This window comes from Desulfobacterales bacterium, assembly GCA_028704555.1.
Classification (GTDB): Bacteria; Desulfobacterota; Desulfobacteria; order Desulfobacterales; family JAQWFD01; genus JAQWFD01.
In genome coordinates this window covers 1-18,199 of the sequence record JAQWFD010000055.1, presented here as the reverse complement: position 1 = coordinate 18,199, position 18,199 = coordinate 1, and the positions used below count along the sequence as shown (strand labels likewise).

At 49.1% G+C, this 18,199-nt stretch carries 13 protein-coding genes; 6 read left to right on the top strand and 7 right to left on the bottom strand.

Going from position 1 to position 18,199, the window contains the following annotated elements:
* From PHQ97_14935 to PHQ97_14905, 7 genes are all read right to left on the bottom strand, one after another.
* Window positions 1-190 (bottom strand): hypothetical protein (locus tag PHQ97_14935; protein MDD4394028.1); only part of this gene is annotated, 190 nt, incomplete at its 3' end.
* 586 nt (window positions 191-776) lie between these two features.
* Window positions 777-3,359 carry a GAF domain-containing protein gene (locus PHQ97_14930; protein MDD4394027.1) on the bottom strand — a complete coding sequence of 861 codons (2,583 nt, stop codon included), beginning with the start codon at window positions 3,357-3,359 and terminating at the stop codon, window positions 777-779.
* Window positions 3,360-3,769: 410 nt separating this feature from the next.
* Entirely contained in the window at window positions 3,770-5,512 is a 1,743-nt protein-coding gene (locus PHQ97_14925; GenBank protein ID MDD4394026.1) for a DUF6178 family protein, read from the bottom strand.
* A 120-nt stretch (window positions 5,513-5,632) separates the two neighbouring features.
* A complete protein-coding gene (locus PHQ97_14920; GenBank protein ID MDD4394025.1) occupies window positions 5,633-6,952 on the bottom strand; it encodes an AmpG family muropeptide MFS transporter in 1,320 nt (439 codons plus the stop codon).
* Window positions 6,918-8,561, bottom strand: coding sequence for a phosphoenolpyruvate carboxykinase (ATP) (locus PHQ97_14915; GenBank protein ID MDD4394024.1), 1,644 nt, complete (start codon window positions 8,559-8,561; stop codon window positions 6,918-6,920). The genes PHQ97_14920 and PHQ97_14915 overlap by 35 nt, the downstream gene beginning before the upstream one ends.
* 299 nt (window positions 8,562-8,860) lie before the next feature.
* Window positions 8,861-9,445 carry a nitroreductase family protein gene (locus PHQ97_14910; protein MDD4394023.1) on the bottom strand — a complete coding sequence of 195 codons (585 nt, stop codon included), beginning with the start codon at window positions 9,443-9,445 and terminating at the stop codon, window positions 8,861-8,863.
* Window positions 9,429-10,088 (bottom strand): XTP/dITP diphosphatase, encoded by a 660-nt coding sequence (locus PHQ97_14905; protein MDD4394022.1) that lies wholly within the window; start codon window positions 10,086-10,088, stop codon window positions 9,429-9,431. The genes PHQ97_14910 and PHQ97_14905 overlap by 17 nt, the downstream gene beginning before the upstream one ends.
* Window positions 10,089-10,623: 535 nt before the next feature.
* Between PHQ97_14905 and iorA the strand changes: the two genes are divergently transcribed.
* The 6 genes from iorA to PHQ97_14875 all read left to right on the top strand — a co-directional run.
* The gene (iorA, locus tag PHQ97_14900) at window positions 10,624-12,474 is read left to right on the top strand and encodes an indolepyruvate ferredoxin oxidoreductase subunit alpha (GenBank protein ID MDD4394021.1); all 1,851 of its coding nucleotides are present in this window, start codon (window positions 10,624-10,626) and stop codon (window positions 12,472-12,474) included.
* A gap of 81 nt (window positions 12,475-12,555) precedes the next feature.
* Window positions 12,556-13,152 carry an indolepyruvate oxidoreductase subunit beta gene (locus PHQ97_14895; GenBank protein MDD4394020.1) on the top strand — a complete coding sequence of 199 codons (597 nt, stop codon included), beginning with the start codon at window positions 12,556-12,558 and terminating at the stop codon, window positions 13,150-13,152.
* Window positions 13,153-13,257: 105 nt separating this feature from the next.
* Entirely contained in the window at window positions 13,258-14,958 is a 1,701-nt protein-coding gene (gene recN, locus PHQ97_14890) for a DNA repair protein RecN (protein MDD4394019.1), read from the top strand.
* Window positions 14,955-17,138 carry an ATP-binding protein gene (locus PHQ97_14885; protein MDD4394018.1) on the top strand — a complete coding sequence of 728 codons (2,184 nt, stop codon included), beginning with the start codon at window positions 14,955-14,957 and terminating at the stop codon, window positions 17,136-17,138. Before recN ends, PHQ97_14885 begins: the two co-directional genes overlap by 4 nt.
* A gap of 167 nt (window positions 17,139-17,305) precedes the next feature.
* Window positions 17,306-17,980, top strand: coding sequence for a transcriptional repressor (locus tag PHQ97_14880; GenBank protein MDD4394017.1), 675 nt, complete (start codon window positions 17,306-17,308; stop codon window positions 17,978-17,980).
* 66 nt (window positions 17,981-18,046) lie between these two features.
* A partial coding sequence (locus PHQ97_14875) for a FeoA family protein (protein ID MDD4394016.1) occupies window positions 18,047-18,199 on the top strand: 153 nt, incomplete at its 3' end.

The following is an 18,199-nucleotide window of genomic DNA, read 5'->3' as shown; positions in this document are numbered from 1 at the left end:
CCCTATCAGATTCATTATTATCGGAATACGACAATAAAGTCATATCAAGTTGAATTTTAAAATTTTTCAGAAAAACCCTGTCAAGTCTTTTTTTAGCTACTTTTTGTTTTTTCGCTGAATAGTTACCCCCATTTCTCTTTAGATCGACTATCAACTTTGCTTCCCGATACTGGAATCCTTTGCTATGCATGGGCGTTTCTTCCAAATCATGAAGTGATGAGGGGAGTTTTCAGGGACAATCAAATACGTCGTTTTTCTTCATTAATGTCCAGGCAATGATCAGCATTTTAGCGGCCAGTTTTACTCTCCTTTTGGTCTTGATATCTCGCTCAGCCTCGCGACCTTTAAGCATCCGATGATAAATTCGTTGAAAGTGCTCGTTATGGTAAGAGGCTATCAGGGCGGCCTGATAAAGGCCATACCTTAAATCCCCGTAAATGACCGGCACAGCGCTGTTATTCGTTTTTCCGCTACGTATTGTGCGACAATTACCTTGTCCGGTTAATTGTGATAAAACCCCGGCAACTAAAACTACTCAAAATGGAGGTGTTAGTGTCGGGCAAACCCATCACCCAACAACAGGCAAGGATATATATATCAGCAAAATACGAAGGATGCATGCAACTATCTGCCGCTGCGAAGGCCGGAATGTCAGAGCTATCCGGGCAAAATAGGGGAGCCTTTCGGAATTAATTGGGACGTTCCTCAAGACGCATTGAGGAGCTGAGGTTAAGCCCCGAAATGGATGAAAACGCATAATTTCATGGGCGTCTCCCTTAATTTGTCTTGTCTTGGCCAATTACCCTGTAAATTTTCAGCTCTTTCGAATCATTGTCCGGTGCATATTGGCAGATTTCTTCAACATTGAGGGGATATTGACAGGCATCGTAGGTTTTTTCACTGACGAGAATGCCATTTGGCCAGGGTTTGCACAACGACTGAAGCCTGAAGACGAAATTGACGGAGTCTCCGATCACCGTATAGTCCATCTTTTTGTCGAAGCCGATATTGCCCACGACCACTTCGCCCGTATGGATACTGACCCCCATGGTCAGAGAGGTGCCAAAGTGTTTCTGAAGATAATCGGTAACATCTTCCATGGCCTTTTGCATTTCAAGTGCCGCCGAGATGGCGTTGTCGGTATCCGAGGGACTTGAGACAGGTGCGCCGAAAAGGGCCAGAAACCCGTCCCCCAGATACTTGTCCACGATTCCATGATGCTTGAAGACGATTTCCCCCATGGCGGCAAAAAAGTAATTCAGGATGGCCACGGTTTTTTGGGGGCGAATTTTATGGGAAAGAATAGAATAGCCCCGGATATCGATGTCCAGGAGGGTGATGATCTTGAATTCGTCTATGACGGGTCTTGCTTCCGCGCCGCATGTGATCTTATCGATGATTTCCTTGGGCACGAATTTTTGAAACATGTTGCGGATGGACCGTTCCTTTTCAGCCATGGTCAGGGTTTCTCCATAGAGACGTGTGTTTTCCATGGCGATGCTGACTGTTGTGGCAATGGACTGCAAAAGCTCGTGATCGCTCTGCGTAAATTCTCCCCGGCGTTTGTTCAGCACCTCGATTACGCCGAGGACTTTCCCCTGGGAAATAAGGGGGACGCACAGGACGGATCGGGTTTTAAAGCCCGTCAAAAGGTCGAAATCCGGTTGGAAATATTTGGATTCACTTGCATCTTTGATGATGATGCACTCGCCCCTGGCTGCGGAATAACCTGCAATTCCTTTCCCGAGTTTGAACCGGACTCCTTTCAGGCTGTCAACATTGGCAATGATATTGAAGGCTACTTTGAATACCAGTTCGTTTCCGTCCATAAGCATTAAAGAACCGGCTTCAACATCCATAATGACCTGAATGATATCCATGGTATTCTGCAGAACCTTGTCTATATCGAAGGTAGAGGCAGCCAGCGCACCGCCAATTTGTCTGAGCGTATCCAGTTCTTGGCTTCTTCTAGCAAAGGCAATGAGCAATTTTTCTTTTTCGATGGCACGGGAAAGGTTATCTGCCATGGCTTCTATTAATGCCTCCTTGCCTGTCAAGGAGGCATTCTGAACATTGCATAGAATCAGAATACCCGTCACAAGTCCTTCCACCTTCAATGGCGTCAACGTGACGGTGTGTGCGATATGACCCGAAAAAATTTCCTTCTCAACCGGGTGGGTCAAGCTGCCGGTTTCGTTGAGAATCAGGGGCCTCTGATGCTTGATGCACCTGTCGAGAATCGTCCCCTCATACAGGTACGAGTGCCCTTTGTTCAGGTTGGTAGGAACAAAAGCCAGGAGATCCACAATGGATAACGACGGGTTGATGTCTTCATCCCGGGTCATGATGATGGCGATGTCGTAGGGAATCACATTCTTTATTTCGGATAACATGGCGTGAAGAAGTTCACTGCCCTGGAAACTTGAGTTGATAAGCGAAGAAAGGTTCTCCAGGGTTTTCAATCGGGTGGCGTTGTCATGGCTTTCTTTTATGAGGCGAAGGTTGTCATAGGTGAAGGCGGCATTGCTCAAAAGGGGGATAAGGATATCCACATCCTCCGGTGTGAATGGTTTTTCCGTTTTTCTTCGGGACATAGTCAGCACTCCGATGACTTCGTTAATCGTTTTTAAAGGCATGCATATAAACGATTTCGTGCAATATTGGGATTGGGATGGACGCCCGAAGCGTATGTCCGTTTCAATGTCTTCAACCAGAAGAGGGGCTTTATTGATCACAGCATACTTGGCAATGCTATCGGCAAAGCTTTGGCGATCCCCCTTTTTTGCGATTTCGCCCAGGCCGATGCTGGCCTCGATAACAAAGACATCCCTCTTCGGCTTTTCCAGAATCATGGCAGATCCAATATCCGCACCGGATAGTTTTAAGGCCCGTTCCAGCGTGATATAAAGCAAGTCATCCGTGTTGAATGTCATATAGCAAAGATCGGAGAGTTCTTTCAGAGCTGAGATCTCTGATGTCTTTTTTTTCAGGTTCATGCAGCTGTTTCTCAATTCACGTTCAAGGGTCCGGAAGGATTGGACGATGCCCTTCAATTCATCTTCCGCTTGGGGAATCTGAACAAGCGATAAATCCTCCGTGATTGTTTGAGATATGTTTTTTGATAAATCGACGATCTCGTCGAACCCCTTGCGAAGCATGGTGAAGCCGAAGAGGGAAAGAAGGAGTAATGCTATGAAATAAATGGGTATGTATTCATCCTTCAGGATATCGTACTTTACGGCGAAGTACAAGAATCCTGCAATGGGCGGCAGAAAGAAAAGGCCGAATATAACTGAGAGCTTATAGTAGAGCCCCTGTTTTTCAAGGGAGAATTTGTTAAGCCATTTTTTGAAATTCATAATGAGCGTCTTTTGGACATTGCGGGATTTCCTGAATTATGATCAAACATCGTATGTGACCATGTGCTTGAATCTGCTTATACACAAGGACATAATTAGTTGCGCATAGCGTCCCCCGGTGCAGGCTCTGATACGGGGTACAGCATGACAAATTTGCATAATAAATATGTCAGTGTGTCATAAGTCGTTATTTTTTTAAGTTGAAACTATATGAAGATTAATTTTGCGTGTCAATTGAATTTTGGCGATATTACAAAAAATTGAAGGGTATAGGATGTCCCCCCTGTTTTTTTAATTCAGTCTTCACCGGACAGGTACCAAGAAAAGTGTAAGTGTTGGGATATGCTCATGCAGGGAGACCGACAGTCGGGCTCCCTGAAGATGACCAGGCGCGCAGGATTGTGGTTTTGTTATTTTTTTACAAGAAACATGCTGCTGTAACGGGCGTCCAGATCTTTTTCAGATACCCGTCCGTATTCCGTTTCAATTTCATCGAAAAGCGTTTCAAGTATCGGGCCGACCTTTTCGCTGATCTCATCGATCGTCAACCCGGTTTTATCCGACAGCCAGTGCAGAAGGGATTCTTTTATCCGGAGGCTGGTCCGGCGGGTTTCTGCGGCATCAGAATTTGCCTTTCCGGTGAACAACCGGCTGTAAAACCGTTTGAACGTATCAAACGGAATCGGGGCAAGTTCTTCGGAAAGACCTTCCTCGGATCGGGCCCAGATGGTCAGCAGCAGCGATTTGAATGTTAAAAATCCTTTGTGGGCGGGATGATGATTCAGTACGGGCATTTTCGAAAACAGCTCGTCAAAGGCGATGATATGGTTCAGTATCTGTTCGGTGGCGGCGATATCCGCTGTCGAAGAAAATTCTCTGTAAACAGTCCCTGTCCGGTAGTTGTCAAAGTAGAGGGGCTTTTTTACAAACAGCCCGCCGAGGACCCCCATCCACTCTTCTCCCCAGAAGGCGATGGGCAGTCCCTGTTTCAGGAACCAGCATCCTTTTCGCCACCGCTCCGTCTTCCATTTTAGTTTCAGGGCGGCGCCATAGCCGATTCTGAAAATCTGAATCAGCGGCCAGGTTCTGATGAGCGATGCGATCCGGGAGGTGTCTGGTGTCCCGGGCTGTCCGGTCAACTGCTCAAGCCCGATGCTGATATATCCGCCGGCTTTTTTGACGATGGCGCTTAATTGTTCGCGATAGCGGATCGGGCGCAGGTCCGCGGAAATGATCTGATTGCACAGTCCGGCAAATTCCGACTGAAGCTGAATGAGGATATCTTCGTTGTCAATGCATGACAGGGCGGTTGTAAACAGATTGTCCCGGTTGAGCAGATTTGCCGGATACTGTGCCACGGCACTGCGATAGTCCTGCCGGGGATGGGATAATAATTTTTTCCCCATCGTTCCCACTTCGGCTGGCGATACCGGCTGGTATACGCCTATAGCTTCTTCAAAGGGAAGAAACCCTTTTTCAGCCAGTCGGATATTTCTGAACCGGTAGGATTCTTCTTCGGCTTCTGCCGAGAGCACACTTGCAAATTCAGTCAGCACATTCTGATAGGTGACATGGTCATAAGCGGCAAGCTGTTCAATAAAGTGTTTCAGGAAAGATTGCCGGGATTCTTCAGCTTCCTTATCCATGTCAGAATCAAATTCTGCATCTTGAACCTTAATATAATAGGTACCGTCCAGTGTGATATAGTCGTCATCGAAATCCGATGGGTCCTGATCATGTTCTCTGATGATGACGTGAATGTTTTTCAGCAGATACAGCTCGATGAATTCTGTCTTTTCCGCCAGAAACCATTTGATAAATCGTTTCGAATCCGCGTGCAGAAGTTGGTTCAGCCATTTGGACAGGGATTTTATTTCCATTTTGTCTCTTTGCCACGCTTCGATATCCACAATGAATTCCCACTGCTGATCGGATGCCAGGGACAACAGGGGAAGACAGTCCTCAAGACCGATATCATGGATCATGAAATAAAAATCCTGTTCCGGAAACGACCGGATAAGTTCTGTCGGATTGGCGCAGCTCAGGATACTGTCAAGGGCTTTTTCGGAAGACAGCTTCAAAATTTCTTTTCGCTGCCGATATAGCCGGACGGCCTTGTCAGCAGAAGGTGCTTTTTTAATCGTGTCGGTCATGGTGTGCTTTCTCCGTGTATGATGCAATATATATTGTAATGCCTGAAATTATTTCAGGCCGGGTCCGGATTGATAATCAGCGGGGGCCGGGCTGTTTTTCGGGTATGAGGGCCGAGGCCCTCAGTGATCGTCTGATGCGCAGGGATTCCAGGGAGCGATTTTGATCAGCAGAAGCATCCCCGGGATGGCGATCAGGGTACAGCATATGAAAAAGGCGGTCCACCCGAATGTTTTTGCCAGGAATCCGGTGGGCGCGGATGCAACGACTCTGGGAATTCCCATAAGGCTTGAGAGCAGCGCATATTGAGTGGCGGTGAATTTTTTATTGGTAATGCTGGCCATAAATGCCGCATAAGCGGCGGTGCCCATTCCGCTGGTCAGGTTTTCAAAGGCGATCACGGCAGATAAGGCAAACATATTATAGCCGATCTGGGACAATATGGCAAAGCCGGCGGTAGAAATGGCCTGGAGAAATCCAAATGCCCACAGGCCCCGGGTAATTCCCATTCGGAGCATGAAGACTCCGCCCAGAAATCCACCTGCGATGGTCGCCCAGAATCCAAAGAGCTTGACGACCGAACCGATCTGGGCTTTGGAAAAGCCGATATCCAGATAAAACGGGGTGGTCATGGCACTGGCCATGGTGTCCCCGATTTTGTAACACAGAATGAAGACCAGTATCGTGACGGCTTCCGGACGGGCAAAATACTCGGTTAGGGGTTCAAAAACCGCTTTTGCCAGTGTGCCCGGCGGGGCTTGATCCATGGCCGGTTCCGGAGTCAGCAGGGTGGTGATCATTCCGGGAAGCATGCATGCGGCCATGATCAGGTAGACGGCTTTAAAGGGAATATAATCGGCTATGATCAGACCGCCGCCGGAGGCAACCAGCATTCCGATGCGATAGCCATTGATATAAAAGGATGATCCTAAACCCAGCTGTTCATCGGGCAGATCTTCTCTCCGGTACGCATCGACCACGATATCCTGAGAGGCGCTGAAAAATGTTACTATAAATGCGGCGAAGGCCACCAGCCAGGGGGAGCGGCCCGGATGGGTCATTCCCAGGCCGGCAATGGACACCATCAAAGCAGTCTGGACGATCAGAAGCCATCCTCTCCGCCTGCCCAGAAAAGGCAGGGTGTACCGATCCATCACCGGCGCCCATAGAAATTTTACCGTATAGGGCAGGCCTGCGAGAGACATCATTCCGATGACAGCCAGATCCACCCCCTCTTCCTTCATCCATGCCTGAAGCAGGCTGATGGTCAGCAGGAGCGGAAGGCCGCAGGAAAACCCCATCAAAAAGGTCACCAGCATTCGTCGGCTGCAGATGACCTTGATGATGGATCCAGGAGGGGTGGAATCAGCGTGCGATTCAGCGGAACGCGGAGTTAAAGATGCGGAATCATTTTCCCGGGCACTGGCGTTTGACGGCTTCATCGAGATGCTTGTTTCCGTATGCTTTATCGAAATGTTGACTGAATTCTACTGCCAGTTTTGAGGCTCTTTCCTGATAGGCGGCTTTATCTTTCCAGGTGTTTTCCGGATTTAATATTTCCGATGGAACTCCCGGGCAGGTTTTCGGCACGTCGAGATGAAACTGCTGGTTACTGGTGTATTCAACATTCTCAAGCTGTCCGTCAAGTGCCGCATTCACCATTTTTCTGGTAACCGTGATGTCAATGCGTTTTCCGATGCCGTACGGGCCACCGCTCCATCCGGTATTGATCAGGTATACCTGCGTGTTATGCTCTTTCATTTTATTTCCGAGCAGATCCGAATACATGTTGGGGATACACGGCATGAAGGGCTGACCAAAAAAACGGGAGAATGTGGAGACCGGATCGATGATGCCGGTTTCGGTGCCGGCCAGTTTGCTGGTATATCCCATCAGAAACCACAGCATGGCCTGCTCGGGGTTCAGGCGTGAAACCGGGGGGATGACGCCGTTTGCATCTGCCGTCAGAAATACGATGGTTTTCGGATGGGCGCCGGTGGATGAGGGCTTGATGTTGCTCAGAAATGTCAGCGGATATGAGGCACGGCTGTTGGGCGTAAGCCGGTCGTCAAACAGATCGAACGTTCCGTTCGGGTACATCATGGCGTTTTCCACAATAGCGCCATGCTTTAAATAATTGTCTTTGTGAAATACGGCATGGTGGATTTCAGGCTCTTTTTCCGGATCCAGATTGATCAGTTTTGCATAACAGCCATTCTCAAAATTTGAGATGCCGTTGCTGCTCCAGCCGTGTTCATCATCGCCCAGCAGGGCGCGGCTGGCATCCGCCGACAATGTGGTTTTGCCTGTGCCTGACAGTCCAAGGAACAAAGAAAGTTCCTGATTTTCGTTTTCATTTGCTGAGCAGTGAATCGGGAGGATGCCTTCAAACGGCAGGTAATAATTCATGACGGTAAACATGAGCTTTTTGACACTGCCGCCATAGGCCGACCCGTATACCAGACCGATGCGGTTGTCAAAATCCATGACGATGGCCATGTTGGTAGTGCTGCCGTCGGGCAGTTTTCTGAGACGGCCGGCGTAGCGGCCGGCATCCACCTTGTCGTACGGCAGGACCAGCAATGTGAATCCTTTATCGGCAAAAATGCTGGCGGCGATATCGTCCTGGACCGGACGAAACATATTGAGCGTAAACAATGCGGTGGTTGCCTGATCGGAAACGGTCCGGACGGGAAGGGCATAGGCCGAATCGGCTCCGATCACCCGGTCCGTGATGAAAATGCGTTCTTTGGCTTTCAGAACATCAAGCGCGTCATTCCAGAGCATTTCAAACGTTTCGGGATCACACGGGATATTATTGGGGGAATCCCAGTCAATACGATTTTCTGTTCCCGGATGGCGAACGATCATGGTGTCTCGGGGAGATCTTCCGGTAGAGGCGGGCGGGGTCCATGTACTCAGGCATCCGTTCGCCGAAATCAGTGCTTCTTTGTGCTCCACAGCCTTCAGGATCGCTTCCTCACGCTGAGGGTTGATTTGAACCTGATTGTGCTGTTCAATGATCTGATGAAGCGAAACTTTAAAATCCATTGCTTTCACCTTAAATTCCTTTGTGGTTAAAAAATGATTGAAACGGGTGCTGGAGATCGTGTATCAGCGTATCTGAGAAATAAGGTACGGATACACCGGTCTCGTCAACCGAACATTGACGGGATTCAAATTTGACAGCAACGTTAAATGCTGGCTGATTGCGTCGCGTTGAATCCGGAGAAATTTTAATTTTATCTTTCAAAATCTGACGTTTCAGGCGTTCGTTACTTGAGCGTACAGATAAAAAAATCTGCCGTCAATTCCGGCAGTCGATCGCGCGGCTTCTGAATGGACCGGGTCTATAACCGGTTCAGAATGATATCATTTAACTTCCGTTTAGGGACATGGTGAATCCCCTGATCATCACGCCAGTACCGGATGCTTTCTTCAGTACCGATTGTTTCAAGAACGATGGTTTCTTTGGGTTTGCCCAGTGCGATGACAGCCGGAATATTCAGATGGGGCGGTATGTCCAGTATGTCTCTGAGGCGGTTTCTGTCGATGGACCCAATCATGCAGCTTCCCAGGCCGGTTTCCCTGGCACCCAGCATCATGCTTTGCGCTGCAATTCCATGGTCACATCCGGGCTCGGAACTGATCGTGGTGTCATGAAGCATGATGATATACGCGGCAGGCCTCTCGCCTTCTGCCGGACCCGGCCAGTCCGGCAGATACCCCGCCCATCCGAGACAGGAAAATATGTCGGCATTGACGCGTTCGGAACAGGAGAGAATGTATTTTATCGGCTGCAGATTCGATGCGGATGCTGAGAGTCGCGCCAGGTTGACCAGAGCGGTTAAGGTGTCATGAGACACCATATGATGTTGATAAAACCGTCGGCAACTTCGGGTTTTTCGAATTAAATCTTCAAGCATGGGGTTCATTTTGTCTGGTTTCTGTTGATGACGAAGACGTGTCCCGGCTGATCCATGCCAGCACGTTCCGGAAATCTTCCTTAACCTTTTGTAAGGCTTTTCCCCGATGGCTGACGGAATTTTTTTCTTCCCGGGATAATTCGGCAAATGTTTTGTTGAGCGGTGGATAATAAAAAACCGGGTCATATCCGAAACCGTTGGCGCCGGATGGATACCGTGTGATTGACCCTTCGCAGTCTGCAGAATATGTCAGACATTTGCCGTTGGGCACGGCAATCGCGATAACACATCGAAAGGCGGCCTTGCGATGGGTTTCGCCTTGCATATCATCCAGAAGCTTTGTATAGCGTTGCTCGTCGGTTGCATTTTCGCCGGCATAGCGAGCTGAATGAATACCGGGCGATCCCCTCAGAGATTCTACTACCAGGCCTGAATCATCGGCCAGGGCAGGAAGTCTCAGGATATTTGAAATAAAAACGGCCTTTTTACAGGCATTTATCTCAAATGTTTGTCCGTCTTCAATCACCGCCGGCATCGGAGGAAAATCTTCCAGACTCTTGACGGTTATTGGAAAGTCAGCCAACAGGTTTTTAATTTCTTCTGTCTTGCCCTTATTGGTTGTGGCAATAACAAGAGAAACAGGATTTTTCATGGTCTCTTCACTTAGAATAAATGTCGATCCGATATACCGCAATTGGTTCAATTGCTTCTGAAAACAGCCGGTTTTCCCGGAGGCGCAGGGCAACACGGGGTGAATATCCCGTTTCCCTTATTCCAGAAAAAAATATCGAATCTTCGTCCAGGCCCTTGCTGTTAAGACGTAAGCCCGAAACACTGCCGAATCTCAGAAAGTACTTCCGGGGCGTTTGAGAGCCCAACCCGCTATAGGTATACTGAAAAAATATGTTTTTGTAGTCATCTAAAATCAGGTTATCATATAAAGCATGAAATGGCCTTTGTAAAGACTTTTTGATTGGGTCCGGCAAGCTGATTGGCTGCGCCCGGGTAAATTGTGCGGCCTTGTTAAGAACCCGTTGCCATTGTATTCGTATCCCCCCTGCGGTGTGTTTTATCCGCCAAAGGGGTCAGAAAATCCTTTACACAAAAAACCGTGTTGATATATTAACTAAACGTTTAAACTTTTACCATATTGATTTTAAAATGTCAGAAAATTCAAGGAAAAAATTATGCATAGGTTGCTGACCGATAAATCGGGGCAGAAGATGCTGCTGTTGGGTAACGAGGCCATTGCAAGGGGTGCTGTTGAAGCAGGGGTAGGTGTGTCCACAACCTATCCGGGGACGCCCTCATCAGAAATTACGCTGAATTTTTTTCAGATATCCAGAGAGACCGATCTGTATTTTGAATACAGCACCAACGAGAAAGTCGCGCTTGAGGTCGCCGCGGCCACGGCCAATTCAGGGGTGAGAAGCATGTGTGTCATGAAACACGTGGGAATGAATGTGGCTGCAGACCCTCTGATGACGCTGGCCTATGTCGGGGTCAAAGGGGGACTTGTGATTGTTACGGCCGATGATCCGGCTATGTTTTCGAGTCAGAACGAGCAGGACAACCGGTATTATGGAAAGTTTTCCGGGCTTCCGGTTCTGGAGCCATCCTCGGTTCAGGAAGCCAAAGATATGACGGCCTATGCATTTGAACTGTCCGAAATGCTTCAGGAGCCGGTCATTCTGAGAACGACCACCCGGCTCAATCACGCCACCGGCGTTGTTGAACTGGGGAAAATAAATGCCCCGGTGGTGCAGGGGGATTTTGTCAGGGACCCGATGAATTATGTCACTGTGCCGGCGGTTTCAAAAAAGCTTCATGCCAGACTGCTGACCCGGCTTGAAAAAGCAAAACAGATTTCCGAGCGCTGCGTCTGGAATTTTACGCAGGGAAGCGGCGCCTGGGGCATCGTCTGCAACGGCGTCAGTTATAATTACGTGTCAGATGCGGTTTCAGATCTGGGCATTGAGGCGAAAGTCAAGGTTTTCCGGATCGGCTTGTCACACCCTCTGCCGGAGGCCACCATCAAGCAGTTTTTAAAAAAATGTGAAAAAGTGCTGGTGGTTGAGGAAGGCGAGCCATTGATGGAGGAGACGATCAAGGCATTTGCTCAGGAGGAAAAACTGCCACTCACGATCGCCGGCAAGGGAGAAAATCTTTTTTCCCGTTTGTATGAATATGATCCGGCACTCGTCAGAAAAACGATTGCCACTTTTTTTGATGTTGCATACGAACCGGCTGCCCCGGTCGATCTTTCCGGCATCCCTGAGCTGCCTCAGCGTCCGCCGAATCTGTGTGCCGGGTGCTCTCACCGGGCCACATTCCATGCGATCAAAAAAGCGGCGGAAGGAATGGATATCATATGCCCGAATGATATCGGCTGCTATACCCTGGGCTTTCTGCCCCCGCTTTCGATGGGCGATTTTCTGATTTGCATGGGATCATCGATTGGAACGGCGTGCGGATTTTCCCGGGTAACCGGAAAAAAGGTGATCGCCGTCATAGGCGATTCCACATTTTTTCATTCCGGTATGGCGGGCCTGGTTAACGCCGTGTTCAATAACCATAATTTTACGCTGGTTATTTTAGACAATGAAACCACGGCAATGACCGGTCATCAGCCCAATCCGGGCGTGGATATGAAAAATCTGAATATGAACGGATATGGCCGGGTTTCAATTGAAAATATTGTCCGGGCCATCGGGGTGCCTCATGTCAGTGTGATCCGACCCTATCATGTCAGAAAGAGTGTTGAAACCATCAAAGCGGCGCTTGATTTTCAGGGGGTATCGGTCATCATCTCCAGAGAAATGTGCCACCTGTACGCCAGGAGCATCAAAAAACCAGGTCGCGGGGCGTTTTATGTCAGCGAAAAATGCAGAAACCACAGAACCTGTATCAATGAGTTGGGCTGTCCTGCTTTTTCCGTTACGGATGGCAGGGTCGTCATCGATCCGGTCATGTGCACCGGCTGTTCGGTCTGTGCGCAGATCTGCCCGGAACATGCTATTTTGCCGCTGAAAAAGTAATCCGCAAATCGGAAAAGGTCATGTGACGGCGGGAAATGATGCTTTCACCGAAGAAATTTAATTATATCAGGATGTAAAACAATGGATACAACTCGATTGATTATCGTAGCGGTTGGAGGGCAGGGGAACCTTCTTGCCTCCAAAATTCTCGGGGAAGCGGCGCTTTTATGCAATGTGCCGGTTTCCATGAGTGAGATCCACGGGATGGCGCAAAGAGGGGGCGTGGTGGAATCGGCGCTGGTTTTCGGCGATGCCCGCAGCAGCATTATTTCAGACGGGGAGGCCGATGTGCTGGTGGGCTTTGAACCGCTGGAAACGCTCCGGGCCAGGAAAAAATGCAATCCCGGGACCGTCGTGATAACCAACCTTGCTCCGGTGCCCCCGTTTACGGTAGCCATCGGCAGGGGGACTTATCCGGATGTCGAGATGATTCAGAATCAGATTCGGACCGGAATCTCCAGGCTTATTGCCTACGATGCCGTATCCCTTGCAACAGAGGCCGGAAATGTGATGGCGGTCAATACGGTTCTTCTGGGCTCGCTGATTCAAACCGGCATTCTGCCGTTATCATCCGAGTGCGTGAAACAAGCCATTCGAACCCGGGTCAAAAAGCAGTTTGTTGAATCCAACCTGAACGCATTTGAGAAGGGGTTTTTGGCTGCACAGCGTCTGACGTAGAGAAGGCATCTTGTCATGTCTTGAAACTGTCGCATCAGTTGCTTTCATCCGGTAATCGGGATGTTGAATCCCTTATGGATTGACTTTTCGGGATATATCGTCCTTATGCTTCTTGAACTATCGATTAAAAATTTTGCCATTATTGATGATCTTCGCATCTGTTTTTCTGACGGTCTGACCATGTTGACCGGAGAAACAGGGGCCGGCAAATCCATTATCATCAATGCGGTCAATCTGCTGCTGGGCTCCAGGGCCTCCGGCAGTCTGATACGCACGGGTGCCGAGGCCGCGGAGCTGGAGGCATTGTTCAGTATCCATCCGGAAAGCAGCGTGCTGCAGATTGTTCAGGAGCTGGGATTTGAAGCGAGCGACGATCTGTTGATCCGGAGAATCATTTCACGAAACGATCGGCACCGCATTTACATCAACGGCCGCCTTTCCACCATTCAGATGTTAAACCGGATGACCGGCTGCCTTGCCAGCATATCCGGTCAGCATGCGCATCAGGGATTGCTGAAGGAAGATCAGCACCTGATGACGCTGGATCAATTTGCGGGCCTTTTGCCGTTAAGGGCATCGGTGGCAGAGCATTATCATGAGATTGTACCGTTAATCCAGCATCTGGACAGTCTCAAAAGTGTTCAACAGCGCCAGACCGAACAAGCGGATCTGCTTGAATTTCAGAAAAATGAAATCACATCCGCCTCGCTTCGGCCGGGCGAAGATGTTGATCTCGAGCAGGAAATGAAACGGTTAAAAATGGCCGAAACCCTTTATCAGTCGGTAGGCAGCAGTTATGAAATGCTTTACGGCGCCGAGGGGGCCATTATCGGAAAGCTGGTTGAAAATGCCCGGCTCATCGAAAAAGCCAGTCGGATCGATTCACAGTTGTCCGATATGGCAAAAGCGCTGGAAGACACGGTGTATCAACTGGAGGATATTGCACACCGGCTCCGGGGGTATCTGGATACCCTTCAGGCGGATGATAACCGTCTGGAAGAAATTGAAAATCGTCTGGATGTGATCCGGCGGCTGAAGAGAAAATATGGCGGGTCAGTGGATTCGGTGCTGTCCCATCTGGAGATCATCGACAGGCAGCTGGGCGGGCTGGAAAATCTGTCCGAACAGATAGCCGGCACAGAAAGCCGGCTTGAAAGTCGATCGGTCGAGTTGGCGACCCTGTGTAACGAACTTTCCGGAAAAAGGAAGCAGGCAGCCGCCAGTCTGTCAGCTGCCGTGGAAACGGAACTGGCCTCCCTTCAAATGGCTCATACCCGGTTTCATGTTTTCCTGCAATCCTCTGATCCCGATGAAAAGGCCCCGCGCTGGCTGAAGACCGGGGGCTGCCGTATCAGTGAAAGCGGAATCGATACCGCAAGATTTATGATCGCCCCGAATCCGGGTGAGGATTTGAAACCGCTTTCTGCCATCGCATCGGGAGGGGAGCTGTCCAGAGTCGTACTGGCGCTGAAGGCGATTCTGGCAGACAAAGAATCGGTTGAAACGGTTGTGTTTGATGAGGTTGACGCAGGAATCGGGGGCGGAACCGCTGAGCTGGTGGGGCAAAAGCTTCTGGCACTTTCCGCCTGGCATCAGATCCTCTGCATCACTCATCTGCCCCAGATCGCAAAATTCGGTCATCATCATTACAAAATATCCAAGCAGGTATTGAACGGCAGGACGCAGAGCATGATTGCTGAGATGTCCCGGCAGGAACGTATTCAGGAAATCGCAAGAATGCTGGGCGGCACAAATATTACACAAACCACGCTGGACCATGCACACGAAATGCTTGAAAAAAAATGACGGTTTTATACAATATTCCTCCCTTACTGACGTTCAGCTGTTTTTTATGCCTTGCCGTGTGGACATTGCTTCGTGCCAGGCGGACAAAACAGAATATTCTTTTTTTGCTGATCTGTGTCTGCGGCTGTTTTCTTTATCTGGATATTTTATATGCCTTTAATGCGAATTCGGCCGAGAAGGCCCTGCGATACAGCCGGATTGATCATTTGATTCTCGTTTATCTGCTTCCGATATATATACAGTTTTTCCATGAATATCTTAATGTAACCGGTCGGGAGAAACTGGTCCGGTTCGCTTACGGGTATGCCTTCCTGTTGATGTGTTTTGTTCCGACCCCGCTATACATAGAGACGATGCAGCATCATCCGTTCGGATTTTTTGCAAGGGCCGGAATGATCTATCCTTTTTTTGGAATTGGCGGGATTGCGGTCGTCGTATATGTCTTCAAACTCATTTCCGATCAAATTAAAGCAGAGAAGAGCAGCGTCCGTAAAAAGCAGCTCTCGTATGTATTTTTCGGGTTTGGGTGCATGGGCCTGATGAACGGGCTGAATGTGGTGCCGATCCTCGGCTATTCGGTCTATCCTCCCGGAAATCTGAGCTTTATTCCGCTGCTGATATTCTATGTCGGTCTTTTCAGGTATGATCTGTTTGATTCCGGTCATCTGGTTAGAAAAGGGCTGGTGTACTCGTTGATCACCGCGGCCCTGACGGGTGCGTACGCGCTGTTGATCGTTCTGGCTGACAGATTGTTTAAAAATATGCATTTTTTCGATACCCTCTATTGTCCGTTATTGTTTTTTTTATTGATTACATTGATATTCGGACCATTGAAGACGAAAGTGCAGACGGTTATCGATCGGATATGTTTCAAGGAAAAATTTGATTTTCAGAAAACCATCCGGCAGGTGAGTCAACTGATTGTATCGGTTCTGGATCTGAATGAAATCGGGGAGAGGCTCACCCGTACCATATCCAGCACAATACCGGTCTGCCATTGCTCGCTTTTTGTGACCCCTCCCGGCGGAACGGATTTTATCCGGTTGTCGGTACAGGGAGATGGAGTTGATCCGGGCGTATCCTGTATCTCCGGGGACTCGGCATTGATCCGGTTTATGGGCCTGCATCATCATGCCGTCACCCGGGCCGGTTTTTCCGCCCGTCATTCAGCCTCCGGAATTGACAAAGTGCTGACAGATATGGACGCGTTGTGTGCCGAAATCGTTCTGCCCATGCGGTATAAAAACCATCTGAACGGATTTATTGCGTTAGGGGAAAAACGGTCCGGAGATCTGTTTGCCCAGGAGGATCTGGATTTGTTGCTGACGCTTTCCAGTCAAAGTGCCATGGCCGTTGAAAATGCCCGGTCCTATAAACTGGTTGAAGACCTGAATAAAAATCTGGAACAAAAGGTGCAGGAAAGAACCCGGGAACTGGAGGCGGCACTGGATGAAAAAGAGCGGACTCAGGAACTGCTGGTTCGCTCTGAAAGTCTTGCGGCGATCGGGCAGCTGGTGGCCGGCGTGGCCCACGAACTGAACAATCCCCTGTCCAGCGTGAAAAGCCTGGTCCAGAGCACCATTGAAGATCTTCAGGAAGGGACGGAAACGAATGATTCCTATCAATACCTGATAGATGACCTGCAGTTTGCGGACAGGGAACTGGGCAGGGCAAAGGCAATTGTCGCCAGTCTTCTGAGCCTTTCGAGGCAAACCCTTGTATACTCTGAACCTGTTTTGCTGAATTCGGTCGTTCAGGATGCCCTCCGGATATTGCATAACCAGTATAAATATCTCAATCTTGAAATCCGTGAAGACTATGCCCGGGATCTGCCGAAAATTGAGGGAAATTTCGGTGAGCTGGGGCAGGTTGTTCTCAATATAATCAAAAATGCCATTCAGGCGGTAGCGGACATCCAGGGGCAGATCCGGCTGAAAACCGGGTTTGATTTCGAAAAAAATCAGGTGGTGTTCGATTGCAGTGATAACGGGTCCGGCATCGGTGAAGATATCCGAAATGATATTTTCAAACCGTTTTTTACTACCAAACCCCCGGGACAGGGCACCGGGCTGGGATTATATATCAGTCATGAAATTGTCCGCAGACATGGCGGCACATTGGACCTTGACGATACCGCCGGCACAGGCGCCCGCTTTAGTCTGAGGCTGCCGATATCATAGGGAGGACGGATTTGACCGGCACGGATGCCCGGATTGACTGAAAAACATCGGGGGTTTTACCGGAAACTGAAAATGATTTATGCTGCGGTTTGGACTGCAGCTGGCCGACAGACATTAAGAAGTCTGTAAAGTATTGCAGCAACGATAGGTGAAAAAAGGGTTACGATATGGAACAGGTACATTCCCGTGAAAAAGAGCAGTTTAAAAAATTATTTCAGAATGAAGTCGTTGATCAGATAGATGAAAAGTATCAAATACTGGAAGTCTTTCTTCAGAGCGAACGTCATGTGACGGTTGCCGAGATGAGCCGGATACTTAACGAGCAGGGGTATTCATTTTCGATCGAATTTGTCCGGGATACACTCAAATTCATGTGTCGATACGGATTTGCCCGGAAAGTACGGTTTGACGATGGCCTGGTCCGGTTTGAGCATCATCATCTGGGGGATCATCATGATCACATGGTGTGTACCAAATGTGGCAGGATCGTGGAATTCAAGGATGACGAGCTGGAACGTCTCCTGGTGAAAGTGGTGGCAGCTCACGGGTTTCATATGGTGCAGCATAAAGTGGAGACCTACGGGTTTTGTTCCGATTGTATGAAGCAGCAGATGCAGCTCATGCCGCTGACCATGGCGAAAAAGGGTGAAAAAGTGGTCATCAGGGAATTTGCCGGCGGGTCCGGTGTGCGAATGCGGTTGATGACCATGGGGATGAGGCTGGGCGATATTGTTGACGTCATTACGAATATGGGCAACGGGCAGCTGGTCGTAGCCGTTGACTGCAAGCGTTATGTGCTGGGCCAGGGAGTGGCGGGGAAAATTATTGTCGAGATCGTTTAATAGGCCGAAGGGCGTTGCGATGCCTTTGGTGGCTCACCCGGGAGGATCAATGGGGGAAAAAAGAGTATGAAATTAAGTGAGATGAAGAAAGGTCAACGCGCAACAATTGTTCGGGTGGGTGGAATAGGTGCTTTGCGACGCAGAGTTCTTGAAATGGGAATGGGTAAGGGCGTCGAGATATATGTCGAAAAATATGCTCCCTTGAAGGATCCGCTGGAA

Coding starts and splice junctions, on each gene's coding strand:
- PHQ97_14895 (MDD4394020.1), top strand. CDS start 12,556: ATGGATACAACTCGATTGATTATCGTAGCGGTTGGAGGGCAGGGGAAC.
- PHQ97_14925 (MDD4394026.1), bottom strand. CDS start 5,512: ATGACCGACACGATTAAAAAAGCACCTTCTGCTGACAAGGCCGTCCGG.
- recN (MDD4394019.1), top strand. CDS start 13,258: ATGCTTCTTGAACTATCGATTAAAAATTTTGCCATTATTGATGATCTT.
- PHQ97_14905 (MDD4394022.1), bottom strand. CDS start 10,088: ATGAAAAATCCTGTTTCTCTTGTTATTGCCACAACCAATAAGGGCAAG.
- PHQ97_14910 (MDD4394023.1), bottom strand. CDS start 9,445: ATGAACCCCATGCTTGAAGATTTAATTCGAAAAACCCGAAGTTGCCGA.
- PHQ97_14920 (MDD4394025.1), bottom strand. CDS start 6,952: ATGAAGCCGTCAAACGCCAGTGCCCGGGAAAATGATTCCGCATCTTTA.
- PHQ97_14930 (MDD4394027.1), bottom strand. CDS start 3,359: ATGAATTTCAAAAAATGGCTTAACAAATTCTCCCTTGAAAAACAGGGG.
- PHQ97_14885 (MDD4394018.1), top strand. CDS start 14,955: ATGACGGTTTTATACAATATTCCTCCCTTACTGACGTTCAGCTGTTTT.
- iorA (MDD4394021.1), top strand. CDS start 10,624: ATGCATAGGTTGCTGACCGATAAATCGGGGCAGAAGATGCTGCTGTTG.
- PHQ97_14880 (MDD4394017.1), top strand. CDS start 17,306: ATGGAACAGGTACATTCCCGTGAAAAAGAGCAGTTTAAAAAATTATTT.
- PHQ97_14915 (MDD4394024.1), bottom strand. CDS start 8,561: ATGGATTTTAAAGTTTCGCTTCATCAGATCATTGAACAGCACAATCAG.